10 protein-coding genes, 1 pseudogene and 2 CRISPR repeat arrays are annotated in these 14,480 nt (G+C 68.7%); of the genes and pseudogenes, 5 read left to right on the top strand and 6 right to left on the bottom strand.

Going from position 1 to position 14,480, the window contains the following annotated elements:
* Positions 1-173 precede the first annotated feature (173 nt).
* Positions 174-4,413: direct repeats of the CRISPR family, unit length 28 nt; unit sequence GTGTTCCCCGCGCGAGCGGGGATGGTCC.
* Positions 4,414-4,508: 95 nt separating this feature from the next.
* From AAFO60_RS21030 to AAFO60_RS20660, 3 genes and pseudogenes are all read right to left on the bottom strand, one after another.
* A pseudogene (locus tag AAFO60_RS21030) lies at positions 4,509-4,757 on the bottom strand (IS21 family transposase); the annotation flags it as partial.
* Entirely contained in the window at positions 4,705-5,463 is a 759-nt protein-coding gene (locus AAFO60_RS20655; RefSeq protein WP_432211732.1) for a hypothetical protein, read from the bottom strand. The gene AAFO60_RS20655 and the pseudogene AAFO60_RS21030, both read right to left, overlap by 53 nt.
* Before the next feature lie 82 nt (positions 5,464-5,545).
* Positions 5,546-6,121: a CRISPR direct-repeat array (repeat unit 28 nt; unit sequence GTGTTCCCCGCGCGAGCGGGGATGGTCC).
* A 65-nt stretch (positions 6,122-6,186) separates the two neighbouring features.
* Positions 6,187-6,582, bottom strand: a complete 396-nt coding sequence (locus AAFO60_RS20660; protein WP_347958127.1) for a hypothetical protein — start codon at positions 6,580-6,582, stop codon at positions 6,187-6,189.
* A gap of 117 nt (positions 6,583-6,699) precedes the next feature.
* On the opposite strand from AAFO60_RS20660, the gene AAFO60_RS20665 reads away from it, so the two are divergent.
* The 5 genes from AAFO60_RS20665 (at position 6,700) to epsC (ending at position 10,483) form a co-directional block, all read left to right on the top strand.
* A complete protein-coding gene (locus AAFO60_RS20665; RefSeq protein WP_347958128.1) occupies positions 6,700-7,311 on the top strand; it encodes a biotin transporter BioY in 612 nt (203 codons plus the stop codon).
* Positions 7,304-8,002 (top strand): energy-coupling factor ABC transporter ATP-binding protein, encoded by a 699-nt coding sequence (locus tag AAFO60_RS20670; protein WP_347958129.1) that lies wholly within the window; start codon positions 7,304-7,306, stop codon positions 8,000-8,002. Before AAFO60_RS20665 ends, AAFO60_RS20670 begins: the two co-directional genes overlap by 8 nt.
* Positions 7,999-8,595, top strand: a complete 597-nt coding sequence (locus tag AAFO60_RS20675; RefSeq protein ID WP_347958130.1) for an energy-coupling factor transporter transmembrane component T family protein — start codon at positions 7,999-8,001, stop codon at positions 8,593-8,595. The genes AAFO60_RS20670 and AAFO60_RS20675 overlap by 4 nt, the downstream gene beginning before the upstream one ends.
* Positions 8,596-8,963: 368 nt before the next feature.
* The gene (cysK, locus tag AAFO60_RS20680) at positions 8,964-9,902 is read left to right on the top strand and encodes a cysteine synthase A (protein ID WP_347958131.1); all 939 of its coding nucleotides are present in this window, start codon (positions 8,964-8,966) and stop codon (positions 9,900-9,902) included.
* Positions 9,902-10,483, top strand: coding sequence for a serine O-acetyltransferase EpsC (gene epsC, locus AAFO60_RS20685; RefSeq protein WP_347958132.1), 582 nt, complete (start codon positions 9,902-9,904; stop codon positions 10,481-10,483). Before cysK ends, epsC begins: the two co-directional genes overlap by 1 nt.
* Before the next feature lie 93 nt (positions 10,484-10,576).
* Here epsC and AAFO60_RS20690 read toward each other — a convergent pair whose 3' ends face one another.
* From AAFO60_RS20690 to AAFO60_RS20700, 3 genes are read right to left on the bottom strand one after another with little or no spacing between them, the layout of a single operon-like run.
* Positions 10,577-12,316, bottom strand: a complete 1,740-nt coding sequence (locus AAFO60_RS20690) for a GMC family oxidoreductase (protein ID WP_347958133.1) — start codon at positions 12,314-12,316, stop codon at positions 10,577-10,579.
* 49 nt (positions 12,317-12,365) lie between these two features.
* Entirely contained in the window at positions 12,366-12,950 is a 585-nt protein-coding gene (locus tag AAFO60_RS20695; RefSeq protein WP_347958135.1) for a TetR/AcrR family transcriptional regulator, read from the bottom strand.
* Between the two features lie 14 nt (positions 12,951-12,964).
* Positions 12,965-14,191, bottom strand: a complete 1,227-nt coding sequence (locus tag AAFO60_RS20700) for a cytochrome P450 (RefSeq protein WP_347958134.1) — start codon at positions 14,189-14,191, stop codon at positions 12,965-12,967.
* Between the last annotated feature and the right edge of the window lie 289 nt (positions 14,192-14,480).

Here is a 14,480-nt window from a genome sequence, read left to right on the forward strand (position 1 = left end):
GTGCGGTCATCGTGATGACTCCGTTCGAGGATTCTGTGGAAGGTTGACTCGAAGGATCACACGGTGACCGCTCTCGTACCGAGCAGCTGGTCACCGCGGTTACACCACTCTAAGGGGCACTACCCGAGCGGGGATGGTCCCAACGATCTCCTCGGGGAGGTGGAGCAGTGAGCGTGTTCCCCGCGCGAGCGGGGATGGTCCCGTGATTGCTGACTTGCAGAAGTGGCGGACCGAGTGTTCCCCGCGCGAGCGGGGATGGTCCCGTCGCGCCGAACCCGTTGACGTTGTTCACTGGGTGTTCCCCGCGCGAGCGGGGATGGTCCCACATCGAGAGTGAGTTCCCACTTGGTGGGCTCGTGTTCCCCGCGCGAGCGGGGATGGTCCCGCCTCAGCCTGCTTCGTCAGCGCCGCATACACGTGTTCCCCGCGCGAGCGGGGATGGTCCGGCGTCGAGTCGTCCGACTGTGGCCTCACCGACGTGTTCCCCGCGCGAGCGGGGATGGTCCCACTTCACGGGTCGTGCCATTCGGCAACTCCTGGTGTTCCCCGCGCGAGCGGGGATGGTCCCTCGGCGACCATCGGGGTGGTGACGTGCGTGTCGTGTTCCCCGCGCGAGCGGGGATGGTCCCGCATCGATGATGTGATCGTGGCGATCTCGGCGGTGTTCCCCGCGCGAGCGGGGATGGTCCCCCGAACGTCCTTCTGCACGAGGCGACGGCGCTGTGTTCCCCGCGCGAGCGGGGATGGTCCGTCTGTTTTGTCTCCGGCCGCGTAATCGATCGGGTGTTCCCCGCGCGAGCGGGGATGGTCCCGCGAGAACTCGAAGGCGATCGTGTGGAAGTGCGTGTTCCCCGCGCGAGCGGGGATGGTCCTCGCGGCCGCAAACTCGGAGAGCGGGAGGTTGAGTGTTCCCCGCGCGAGCGGGGATGGTCCCTGGTCGATCACCCACGACATGGCGAGCGTCTCGTGTTCCCCGCGCGAGCGGGGATGGTCCCGAGCCTTGAACCGCAGCGCGACCATGTCCCGCGTGTTCCCCGCGCGAGCGGGGATGGTCCAGCACGACGGCGGCGGCGCGCTCACGAGGCACGTGTGTTCCCCGCGCGAGCGGGGATGGTCCCCCGTCACCATCGGGAATCACAAACGTCGTCGAGTGTTCCCCGCGCGAGCGGGGATGGTCCCCGTCGACCTGCGCACCGCAGCCGAAGCGCTCGGTGTTCCCCGCGCGAGCGGGGATGGTCCCAAATCAGTGCGATGCGCGATATCAAGCTGCCCGTGTTCCCCGCGCGAGCGGGGATGGTCCGTACCGCGACCCATCGAGAGTGAGGCGCCACAGGTGTTCCCCGCGCGAGCGGGGATGGTCCTGCCTGTGCAATTTCTGCGACCTCATTGCGGGCGTGTTCCCCGCGCGAGCGGGGATGGTCCCTGCGGATGCACAGCCTCTCCGGTCTCCGGATCGTGTTCCCCGCGCGAGCGGGGATGGTCCCAGACGAATACGACGCACCCTCATCAAGCATTCGTGTTCCCCGCGCGAGCGGGGATGGTCCCGTAGAGGTCAACTCGTCGAATAAGAAGGAAGTGTGTTCCCCGCGCGAGCGGGGATGGTCCCACGCACTCCTCCGCATCAGAACGATGCCGATCGTGTTCCCCGCGCGAGCGGGGATGGTCCGACCAAGGTGACATTCACCTGTGCCCCGGCGTCGTGTTCCCCGCGCGAGCGGGGATGGTCCGGTGAAGTTCGAGGCGTTGGGTATTGCGATTCGGTGTTCCCCGCGCGAGCGGGGATGGTCCCAAGTCTCTTCTTCCCCTGTTCCCCTGTTCCCCGTGTTCCCCGCGCGAGCGGGGATGGTCCGTGACGGCACTGCGAGTGAAGCTCGGCGCTTCAGTGTTCCCCGCGCGAGCGGGGATGGTCCGCCCATCCGTCGCTACGGCTGGACATGTAGGGGTGTTCCCCGCGCGAGCGGGGATGGTCCCTGGTAGCCGAGGTTGAGGCGTCGCGGGAGATGGTGTTCCCCGCGCGAGCGGGGATGGTCCCACGCGGCGCGGCTTCTTCCAACGGAGCGGCTCGTGTTCCCCGCGCGAGCGGGGATGGTCCCGAATCTCTGGTAGGTGCTCGCGAGCCAATTCGGTGTTCCCCGCGCGAGCGGGGATGGTCCCCCATCAGCACTGCATCTGGGGGGGGCGGCCCGTGGTGTTCCCCGCGCGAGCGGGGATGGTCCCGACCCGCACGTCGTCGCAGATGACAGCACCGAGTGTTCCCCGCGCGAGCGGGGATGGTCCTTGAGGGCAATGTGGCGACATTCCATACCCCCGGTGTTCCCCGCGCGAGCGGGGATGGTCCCGCGAGTGCCGCACAGACCTCATGTGCGGCCTCGTGTTCCCCGCGCGAGCGGGGATGGTCCCATGTCGGCAACTTCCACGCTTGTAATTACGTCGTGTTCCCCGCGCGAGCGGGGATGGTCCGTTCCTTGAATTGACCGGCATCGAATTCGATCAGTGTTCCCCGCGCGAGCGGGGATGGTCCCCGTCCGCGCGGTAGTCTTCCCAGCTACCACGGGTGTTCCCCGCGCGAGCGGGGATGGTCCCTCGGCGTAAGCGAGGGCCCTCTCGGCGGCGCCGTGTTCCCCGCGCGAGCGGGGATGGTCCTTCCACATCGCGATGTACAGCAGCCGCGACCACGTGTTCCCCGCGCGAGCGGGGATGGTCCTGAGACGATTCGGTTCGAGAAGTCGGTAGGCGGGTGTTCCCCGCGCGAGCGGGGATGGTCCCCCCAGTACGTCAAATGCACGTTGCGCGGTCTCGTGTTCCCCGCGCGAGCGGGGATGGTCCCGGTGTTGACGCACCGCCTGGGCTGTTCTATTTGTGTTCCCCGCGCGAGCGGGGATGGTCCCCCGGCGACCTCCGCGCCCAACCGACGATCAAGGTGTTCCCCGCGCGAGCGGGGATGGTCCCGATCTTGCCAATATCCTGCGCAACCTCCGATGGTGTTCCCCGCGCGAGCGGGGATGGTCCCGAGGAGATCCCGGCGCCGACGTACGGGAGCCGGTGTTCCCCGCGCGAGCGGGGATGGTCCCACGGACCCGGCAGTGTTTGGTCTTGACGCGGAGTGTTCCCCGCGCGAGCGGGGATGGTCCCAATTCACCGTCACGCTCAACCTGGACATCAAAGTGTTCCCCGCGCGAGCGGGGATGGTCCCCAGCAGTGGGCCGACATCCGCATCCCAGCACTGTGTTCCCCGCGCGAGCGGGGATGGTCCCCGACAGCACACCCTCGCCCGACAGTGGTGCGGGTGTTCCCCGCGCGAGCGGGGATGGTCCCGCACCCGGCCCGGACGACGCGAAGACCAGGGCGTGTTCCCCGCGCGAGCGGGGATGGTCCCTTCAAGAACATGTCGAGCATCCGACTGTCGACGTGTTCCCCGCGCGAGCGGGGATGGTCCCACCAGACCCGAATGAGGGTTCCGCGACTGGTTGTGTTCCCCGCGCGAGCGGGGATGGTCCCGTGGCGCGCGAGCCTGGTGCAAGGTGGGCGCGGTGTTCCCCGCGCGAGCGGGGATGGTCCCGAATCGTCTCATTCGGCAGATACAAGGTCTCCGTGTTCCCCGCGCGAGCGGGGATGGTCCAATCGTCGTGCGGCCTGGCGTGCCACTGCTGGGGTGTTCCCCGCGCGAGCGGGGATGGTCCCACCTCGGCGTGAGTCTTCCCGCCGACCTCGTTGTGTTCCCCGCGCGAGCGGGGATGGTCCCCAGCCTCAGACCGCGCCCGCTGATACTGCTTTGTGTTCCCCGCGCGAGCGGGGATGGTCCCGGTCTCGTGCAGACTCCCAGTTTCGGGCGTCCGTGTTCCCCGCGCGAGCGGGGATGGTCCTGCGCACGCCGAGTTCGTGGACGCGGACCGCCGGTGTTCCCCGCGCGAGCGGGGATGGTCCCCGACACCAAGCATCGACGTCAGGCTGAAGAGGGTGTTCCCCGCGCGAGCGGGGATGGTCCCCGACGTTTCTGTCTCGCGTTACGGTACGTACGGTGTTCCCCGCGCGAGCGGGGATGGTCCCCTCATTCGTCAGGTTCAGGACCGCCTGCAATTGTGTTCCCCGCGCGAGCGGGGATGGTCCTCCGGCCGAGCACCTGCCGAGGGTGCGGGCGGCGTGTTCCCCGCGCGAGCGGGGATGGTCCCCCGAGTACGTCAAATGCGCGTTGCGCGGTCTCGTGTTCCCCGCGCGAGCGGGGATGGTCCCGGCCCCCGACCTGGATAGAGGTCGAGGGCCAAGTGTTCCCCGCGCGAGCGGGGATGGTCCCACATCCGGGAACTCAACCGCCAACCGCTCCGCGTGTTCCCCGCGCGAGCGGGGATGGTCCCGCCGCCGTCGAATCCGGCACCACGAATGTCGTGTGTTCCCCGCGCGAGCGGGGATGGTCCCGGCGCCACGCTCGCGGGGACATCGAAGACTGTGGCGAAGTCGACGTGCCGGCCGATCGCCGACGGATCCGCCGAGTAATCGTTGCCGTCCACGCGCACGTAGTAGTCCCGCGCCAACCGCACCCGCCCGGTCAACCCGACGGCCGGCGGCACCGGCGGCAACACCGTCATCGCCGCCAGATCCTGCTCGAGGAAATCCGCCGGCCGGCCGTGCAACGACCGCACCGTCCTGGTGTTGGCCTTCGGCAGCCACAGGCCCAGCTGCTCGTTGAAGTCGGTCGGTGAGGCGAACTCACGCCCCGGCAGGAACGACGTCTCGAAGTACCCGTTGTTGCGTTCGGTCATGCCCTTGAACTCGCCGGTCCCGTGGAGGTGCCAACACGATCTTCGTGCCCAGAGTGCCGGCGAACATCGCGGCCCGATCGGTGAGCTTGCCTCGTCCTCCGATCGCTGACTCCCGGTCCCACACAAGGGTTTTCGATACTTTGCCGATCCCAAAGATGAGTTCCCACATGCCGGCGAGGATGTCTCCGCCCTGTCGGGACGGGATCATCATCGCCGCCAAGAACTTCGAGAACGTCAGCGTCATCACCAGCACCGGCAAGATCGCCGTCTGCCCATAGCCAGTCGGGATCCGCGTCTCCGGAAACCACAAGTCCATCTGCGCCGACTCACCCGGTACGCGCACGATCCGATCAGCCGGATCGATCCCGACATAATCCGGCCGGATCTCACGGATCCGGTCCTTCAAAATCGTCAGCGAGTTCGTCCACCCGATCCGCTCAGCGATCACCGTCGCCGGCATCCGCGCATCCAACATCAACTGCTGCCGGATCTGCGGTTCGACAGCATCGACCAACGACCCCCTCGACGCCCGCCGGTACGTCGGCGGCTCCTCCGACCGCAACGCCGCCCGCACCGTGTTCCTGGCAACACCCGTCCGACGAACAATCGCCTTGATCGATAGCCCCTCGGCCCTGTGCAGCCGCCGGATCTCGGCCCAATCTTCCACTGAAATCACACCCTCCAGAGTGTCGAAGGGGGTCAACATTCACCCGTCGTCTGGGGGTCAGTATTCACGCGTCGTCGACAGATGGTCCCTCAAAGCCGATTTCGAGGCCGAGAAGCTGCGGGTGTTCCCCGCGCGAGCGGGGATGGTCCCCACCGGTCAGCGACCTCCGAGAGCTGTTCTCGGTGTTCCCCGCGCGAGCGGGGACGGTCCCTGACCGGATCGCCGAAGGCTGGTGAGTATCCGGTGTTCCCCGCGCGAGCGGGGATGGTCCCGTGATCTTGCACGCCGTGGCCTGACAACTGATGTGTTCCCCGCGCGAGCGGGGATGGTCCCACTCTGTCGCACAAGGGAAAAGCTGCACTACGTGTTCCCCGCGCGAGCGGGGATGGTCCCACGACGGGCGCGGCACGCTGCTGCACCCGCTGGTGTTCCCCGCGCGAGCGGGGATGGTCCCACCTACGCAACCAATGTGGCACACGTCGCGAAGTGTTCCCCGCGCGAGCGGGGATGGTCCCACTGTGGTTGCCTGTCACCTCGGTCAGACGGAGTGTTCCCCGCGCGAGCGGGGATGGTCCCTCCGGCACACGCCCGCCCGTTTGGAAGATGCTGTGTTCCCCGCGCGAGCGGGGATGGTCCCGCGTCACCTGCGCCCGTCAAACTCTCGGCGCCGTGTTCCCCGCACGAGCGGGGATGTCCAGTAAGTCATTCCGCCATCGCCCCTGGCAGTCGGCTGCCTACGAAACGACAGGCGGGTCATTCCGACTATCGTCTGGCCCGTGCCTTCACGATCTGCTGCAGATCGCGCTTGCCGGTCACCTTATCCAGCGCGATGTCGTCGATCTGGTCGAAGGTCAGGACCGCTTCGGGGCGGGCCAACCGCTGGACCTCCTCTTTCGACGGTTCCGGAGCCAGGGCGGCGACCTCCAGGAAGCTCCAACCGTCGATCGAATCGTGGACCCACTGACGCTGATCTTCGGGCAGCTGATAGTCGTGAGAGAGATACCAGTTGGCGATCAACCGCTGTTGCGCGGGCAGTAGGGTCCAGATCTTCACCCGATCGATGCGTGCATGGGCGTCGGGCCTGGACACGCCGACCCAGGCGATCTCCCCCTCGTCGTCGAGAAACTGCCAGAACTTCCACTTCCGCACATCGACCATGCGACCGTCTCCTTTCAAGACCCGGGCGCCCCACCGAACTCGGCCGCCTCGGCCGCTCCTTCACCATAGGCGCGGCTCGACTTCGCGTGTGACAGCCGACTTCAATACCCTGGGGAGGTGACGAACACCGCCCCCGACTCTGCAGACCGCCGCTCCGCCTGGTCGCTGTCCATCGCCGACCTCGCGCAGGCCGCAGTCTTCGCCGCGCTGATCGCGGTCCTGGGTCTGCCCGGTCAGATCAACCTCGCAGCGGGGGTGCCCATCACGCTGCAGACCCTCGGTGTCATGCTGGCCGGCGCCGTTCTGGGACCGAAGAAGGGCACCCTGGCGGTGGTCATCTTCATGATCCTGGCGATCGCCGGCCTGCCGATCCTGGCGGGCGGCCGCACCGGCATGGTGTCGCTGAGCGCGCCGACCGCAGGCTACTTCGTCGGCTTCCTGCCCGCGGTCATCGTGATCGGGCTGCTGACTGCGGCGATGATGCCGAAGTACAACGTCTTCGCGGGCATCGCCATCAACATTCTCGGCGGCGTCGCGGTGATCTACGCCTGCGGCATCGTCGGGCTGCTGCTGCGCACCGACCTGTCGCTGACGGCCGCGATCACCACCAACGGCCCGTTCGTCATCGGTGACCTCCTCAAGGCGGTGGTCGCGGCCCTGGTCGCGGCCCCCGTGCACCGTGGGCGACCCGGCCTGATCAGCCCGCTGCGCCGCACCGCCCGTGGCTGACGCCGCCGCGACGTCGGTCGTGTTCGACGGCGTCGAGCACGCCTTCGGCGACCGCACCGTCCTGCGCGGAATCGACCTGACCATCACCGAGCGCCGCGTCGGCATCGTCGGCGCCAACGGCAGCGGCAAGTCGACGCTCGCCCGGATGATCAACGGGCTGGTGCTGCCCGAGGCGGGCAGCGTCGTCGTCAACGGCCTCGACGTGCGCAAGAACAAGCGCAAGGTGCGCCGCGACGTCGGCTTCATCTTCTCCGACCCCGACCGGCAGATCATCATGCCGACGGTCGCCGAGGACATCGAGCTGTCGCTGTCGCGGATCGTCTCCGACCGCGCCCAGCGTCGCAGCCGGGCACGCGAGGTCCTCGCCGACTTCGGGCTGGCCGGTCACGCCGATCAGCCGGCCCACCAGCTCTCCGGCGGCCAGAAGCAACTCCTCGCGCTGGCCGCGGTGATGGTGGTGGGCCCCAGCATCCTGGTGGCGGACGAGCCGACCACCATGCTCGACCTGCGCAACTCGCTCATGCTGCGCGGCGTCTTCGCCGACCTCGCCGAACAACTGATCGTGCTGACCCACGACCTGCCGATGCTCGACGACTTCGACCGCGTCATCGTCCTCGACGACGGCCGCGTGGTCGCCGACGACGCCCCCGGCCCCGCGGTGGCGTTCTACCGGGAACTGATGAGCCGATGATCGGCGTCTACGTCCCCGGCCGGTCCCTGCTGCACCGCCTGCCCGCGGGCGTCAAGATCGTCGCGCTGATGGCGTCGATCATCACCGTGGCCCTGGTGGTCCGCACCCCGCAGGCGGCGGGCATCGCGCTGGCCGCCACCGCGGCCGCCTTCGCGCTGGCCCGGATCCGGCCGCGCAACGCGTGGTCACAGGTCCGCGGCGTGGTGTGGGTGCTGGCAGCGCTGTTCGTCTTTCAATGGCTCCTCACCGACGCCGCCCGCGCCTTCGTCGTCTGCGCCGTCCTGTTGGCCTCGGTGGGTCTGGCGGCAGTGGTCACGCTGACCACCCGCACCGCCGACATGTTGGAGGCGATCCTCACCGGTCTGAGTCCGCTGAAACGTTTCGGGGTCCGCACCGACCTGATCGCGATGGCCTTCGCGCTCACCATCCGCAGCATCCCGTTGATCGCCGAGGTCCTGTCCCAGGTCGATCAGGCCCGTCGGGCGCGCGGGCTGCGGGCCGGACCCCGCGTGCTTCTCGCGCCGACGGTCCTGGCGGCCCTGCAGACCGCCGACGGTTTCGCCGAGACGCTCGCCGCACGCGGAATGGACTGACCGACACCTGTCCCCGAGCGATCGCCCGCCTGATGTCGACCGCTTAGCGCCGCAGTGTCTAAACTGGATCATGGCTGTCGAATCAGCCGACGAACCGACGATCAGAGGAGGACGTGGTGGATCACAGCCGCCGCCTGTCCCTCGCGTTGTTCGCGCACACGGTTCATCTGCTGACCGATCACTGTCTGTAGAGCGCCTGCCTCTCTGCGGTTCAGCCGTTCCTGCGGCACCGCGCGCAGCGCTCCCCCTCCACGGGCTCGCGTCGTCGCCGTGACATGTCTTCATCTCGCGTCGCCGGCGCCGGGCATCATCCGCCGCACTCCCCATCGGACGTGCTGACGTCCACCAGTCATTAGCGAGGAAACTCCATGTCGCCCACCATTTTCGACGACGCCACCGCCCTCATCGGCCGCACCCCGCTGGTCCGCCTCAACCGCATCACCGATGGCGCACAGGCCACCGTTCTGGCCAAGCTCGAGTACTACAACCCGACCAACTCGGTGAAGGACCGCATCGGCGTGGCGATCGTCGACGCCGCCGAGGCGTCCGGCGACCTGCCGGCCGGCGGCACCATCGTCGAAGCCACCAGCGGCAACACCGGCATCGCCCTGGCGATGGTCGGCGCCGCCCGCGGCTACAACGTCGTGCTGACGATGCCCGAGTCGATGTCGAAGGAGCGTCGGGCACTGCTGCGCGCCTTCGGCGCCGAGCTGGTGCTGACCGCGGCCGGTGACGGGATGTCGGGCGCGGTGGCCGCCGCGGAGAAGATCGCCGCCGAACGCCCCGGCTCGGTGCTGGCCCGCCAGTTCGCCAACCCGGCCAACGCCGAGATCCACCGTCGCACCACCGCCGAGGAGATCTGGGCCGACACCGACGGCACCGTCGACGCCGTCGTCGCCGGCATCGGAACCGGCGGCACGATCACCGGCATCGGACAGGTGATCAAGGAGCGCAAGCCCGAGGTGAAGGTCTTCGCGGTGGAGCCGGCCGAATCGGCGATCCTCAACGGCGGCGCCCCCGGGCCGCACAAGATCCAGGGCCTGGGCGCCAACTTCGTGCCCGAGGTCCTCGACCGCGACGTGTACGACGAGGTCGTCGACATCGACGCACCGACCTCCGTCGAGTGGGCCCGCCGCGCCGCCACCGAGGAGGGCCTGCTGGTCGGCATCTCTTCCGGCGCCGCGCTGGCCGCCGCCGTCGCCGTCGCCAAGCGCCCCGAGATGGCGGGCAAGACCATCGTGGTCGTCCTGCCCGACTTCGGCGAGCGCTACCTGTCGACGATCCTCTTTGACGGACTCGTGGACTGATGAGCACCCCGGCGGTCTCTCTGCTGACCACGTTGCGCGAGGATCTGCAGGCTGCGCGCGACCGCGACCCGGCCGCGCGGACGGCCGTCGAGGTGGCGCTGGCCTACCCCGGCGTCCACGCCCTGTGGTTCCACCGGGTGGCCAGTCGCCTCTGGCATTCCGGCGGCGCGCTGAAGCTCCCCGCGCGGCTGCTCTCGCAGTTCGCGCGGCTGGTCACCGGGATCGAGATCCATCCGGGCGCGGTGATCGGGCGCCGGATGTTCATCGATCACGGTATGGGCGTGGTGATCGGTGAGACCGCCGAGATCGGCGAGGACGTCGTGATGTTCCACGGCTCCACGCTGGGCGGGGTCAGCATGTCGAAGGGCAAGCGGCACCCCACCGTCGGCAATCGCGTCCTGATCGGCGCCGGCGCGAAGGTTCTGGGCCCGATCACCATCGGCGACGACGCCAAGATCGGCGCCAACGCGGTAGTGGTGCGCGACGTGCCCGCCGGCGACGTCGCGATCGGTCCGGCCGCGAAGGTGCGGGCCGGGCGCCCCGCCGTCGACCCCTACGCCGAGCCCGCGCTGTTCATCTGACCGACAGACGCCGGGCGCACCAGAGATCCGGGTGCCATCGAAGTTCGCAGCGAACCTCGATTGCACCCGGATCTCTTGGTCTCTGCGCCCGTCTCAGGCGTTCTCGGTCTTGGTCACCGGGGTGATCGACAGCCGCAGCGCTCCCGGAGCGCTCGCGGGCACCATCGGCGCCTTGGGCGCCACCGCGGACAGGCGCTGATACGCCTGACCCTGCGCGGGCCGCGAATCGGCCTCCCCCTTGTTGGGCCACAGCGAGATGGCGCGCTCGGCCTGCGCGGAGATCGACAGCGACGGATTGACGCCCAGGTTCGCGGTGATCGCCGCGCCGTCGGTGATGTGCAGCGTCGGGTAGTTCCACACCCGGTGGTACGGGTCGATGACGCCCTTGGCCGGGTCGTCGGAGATCACGCATCCACCGAGGTAGTGAGCGGTGAGCGGCATGTTGACGATGTCGCCCCAGGTTCCGCCCGAGAGGCCGCCGGGCAGCTTGGCGGCGATGCGGCGGGTGGCCTCGTTGCCCTCGGGGATCCACGTCGGGTTCGGCTCCCCGATGCCCTGCTTACTGGTCACGTACTTGAACGGACCGCGCTTGCGGACGAACGTGGTCAGCGAGTTGTTGTTGTTCTGCATCACCAGGGCGATGACGGTGCGTTCGCTCCAGCGTCGCACCAGCAGCAGCCGCACCAGCATCAGCGGATTCTTCGCCACCTGCTTGAGGAACTGACCGAACCGGTTCGGCACACTGCCGCCGTCGGTGAGCAGGGTCTGCAGATACGCCATCGCATTGCTGCCCTTGCCATAGCGGACCGGTTCGATGTGCGTGTTGGACGTCGGGTGGAACGACGAGGTGATCGCCACCCCCTCGGTGAAGTCACGGCTGGGGTCGTACTTGCGCGCCTGCGCGCCCAGGATCGACTCGGAGTTGGTCCGGGTCAGCACGCCCATCGCATCCGACACCTTCGGCAGCGTCGAACCCTTGGCGCGGTGCATGATCTTCTGGGTGTTGAAGGTGCCCGCGGCGACGATCACCTGGTCGGCGGTGAACTGGCGACGCCGAGCACCCAGCGGCCCCCACGACGACGAGCCGTGCGCCGAGACCAGCCACGACCCGTCGGCGCGCTGCTCGAGGCGGTCGACGGTCGTCCGGTCGACGATGGTCGCGCCGCCGCGTTCGGCGAGGCCGAGGTAGTTCTTCATCAGCGTGTTCTTGGCGCCGACGCGGCAGCCGGTCATGCAGGCGCCGCACTCGGTGCAGGCGGTGCGCTCGGGTCCGGCACCGCCGAAGTACGGGTCGGCCACCTTCTCGCCGGGTGCGCCCTCACCGCCGGTCTTGGCGCCGAAGAAGACGCCGACCGGAGTGGCGGTGAAGGTGTCGCCGACCCCCATCTCCTCGGCGACCTCCTTCATGATGCGGTCGGAGTTGGTGAACGTCGGGTTGGTGACCACCCCGAGCATCCGGCGGGCCTGCTCGTAGTGCGGGGTGAGCTCGGCCTCCCAGTCGGTGATGTGGTTCCACTGCGGGTCGGTGAAGAACGGCGTCGGCGGCTTGTAGAGCGTGTTGGCGTAGTTGAGCGAACCGCCGCCGACACCGGCACCGGCGAGCACCATCACGTCCTTGAGCATGTGCACGCGCTGAATGCCCATCAGCCCCAGCTTGGGCGCCCACACGAACTTGTTCAGGCGCCAACTGGTCTTGGCGAACTGGTCGTCTTCGAAGCGCCGACCGGCTTCGATCACGCCGACCCGGTAGCCCTTCTCGACGAGGCGGAGCGCACTGACGCTCCCCCCGAAGCCGGAGCCGATGATGAGGACGTCGAAGTCAGTCTGCGCCATAACGAACCATACTAATGATCATTGTCTCGTTTCCGATAGTAAGCGCAGACTAAGTCGTCGCGGCGACGACGCCGGGCGCCACGAATCTGGCGATCATGTCGCGCTCGTCGCGCGTCGTCTCGCCCGGCACGGCCAGCAGGGAGACGATCACCCGCACCAGCCATCGCGCGGCCGCTCCCGTGTCCTCGGCACCGCCCTCGCCATCGCTGTCCGGTCGCAGGAACGCCGCCGCGGCAGCACCGATCACCTCCGACGACAACGCGAGCTCGCCGGCCACTCCCGCCCCGCGCGGGACGAACCAGACCGCCAGCGCCGGATCGTCGCGCACCAGGGCGAGGGCTCCGAGGACGGCCTCGGTCAGCCTCTCCTGCGGGTCGACGATGCCGGCGACCGCCGCGTCGACGGTCCGACCGATCCGCCGTGCGACCCGCTCGACGTAGGCCAGCTGCAGTTGCCGACGCCCGTCGAAGTAGCGGTACAGGGTGGCCCGCGAGCATCCGACGGCCGCGGCCAGCTCGGCCATCGACGCGTCCGGCCCCTCGGCGGCGAAGACCTCGCCCGCGATCTGCAGGATCCGTTCCTGCACGGCCTCGCGGCGAGTGCCGCGCATCCAGTCCGCCGCCGGAACCGACATCGCTTCGGCGCCCGTCACGGGATGAACGGCACGACGACGGGGCGGCGGACGTAGTGGCCGGTGGCCCACTCGATGCCGTCGACGTCCACTTCGAAGTCCGGGCAGCGAGCCAGCAGTTCGGTCAGCGCCACCCGGGCCTGCAGCCGTGCGGCCGCCGCCCCCAGGCAGTGGTGTGACCCGTGGCTGAAGGTCAGGATGTTCGACGGGTCGCGGCGCACGTCCAACTCGCCCGCGTCGGGCCCGTACACCCGCTCGTCGCGGTTGGCCGAGGCGTAGCAGAGCAGCACCTTGCGGCCCGCCGGGATCGGCGTCCCCGCGACGTCGACGTCGCGAGTCGTCGTGCGGCACAGCCCCTGCACCGGCGAGGTCAGCCGCAGCAGTTCGTTGACCGCGATCGGCAGCAGGTCGGGTTCGCGCAGCAGCTCCGCGCGTTGGTCCAGCCGATCGGTGAGCATCGCCGCCGATCCGCCCAGCATCCCGGTCGTCGTGTCGTTGCCGCCGGCGACCATCGTGAACGCGAAGGCCAGGATCGCCAGGACGCCGGCCGGATCGGCCGCGGGATCGTCGGCCAGCCCGGCGGCGACGAGGTGCGAGACGGTGTCGTCGCCGGGGTGGCGACGCCGGAACTCGATGAGGTCGGAGAAGTACGCCATCAGACCCATCACCGCGCCCGAGGCGCCCGTCACGGCCGACCCGAGGTCGGCGCCGGGGTTCGCCGCGACGATGGCGTCGGTCCATTCATCGAACTGGCCCCGGTCCGACTCCGGCACGCCGAGATAGTGTGCGACGACCATGCTCGGCAGCGGTTTGAACAGGTCGGCGACGATGTCTCCCCCGCCGCGCTCCCGGAGCCCGTCGAGCCGGTCGACCACGAACTCGCGCACCAGCGGTTCGAGTTCGACGACCTGTCGCGGGGTGAAGCCGCGGGCGACGAGCTTACGGAAGTCGGTGTGCGCGGGCGGGTCCTGCATCACGAGCGGCGGATTGTCGGACAGCCCGATCTTCTCCAGCTCACCGTAGGTGACCGTGAGGCCCTGCGCGGACGAGAAGGTCTCCCAGTCGCGGGCCGCCGCCATCACGTCGGCGTGCCGGGTCAGGACGTAGAAGTCGTCGTCGGGCCGCGACGGCGGAACCACGCGGTGCACCGGATCCCGATTGCGCAGGGCGGTGTACATGTCGAACGGGTTGCGCCAGCCGGCGCCGGACCGGAGCGTGTACTCCGGCGACAGAAGGTCGTTCATCTCTCGATTGTGAGACATAATTGCCGTTTTGTCAGCCAGTTTTGCGGGCTGGTTCCGAGGTCTCGATACGCCGCCTCGCTAGCGCTCGGTGGCTACTCGACAACCCTGAGGACAACGCCGCACACCCCCCAGGCTGGTCGAGTAGTGACCGAAGCGAAGCGCAGGACGCGTATCTCTAATGGGTATTGGCTGGTCTGGTGCTAGCTGGAAGGCTTGGTTCTAGCTCCTTGTCCGAGTGGGACTGGTGTCGTATGTGCGGCCATCATGGTGGGCTTCGTCTCGACTTGTC

It is taken from the genome of Gordonia aichiensis (assembly GCF_039946255.1).
Lineage (GTDB): Bacteria > Actinomycetota > Actinomycetes > Mycobacteriales > Mycobacteriaceae > Gordonia > Gordonia aichiensis_A.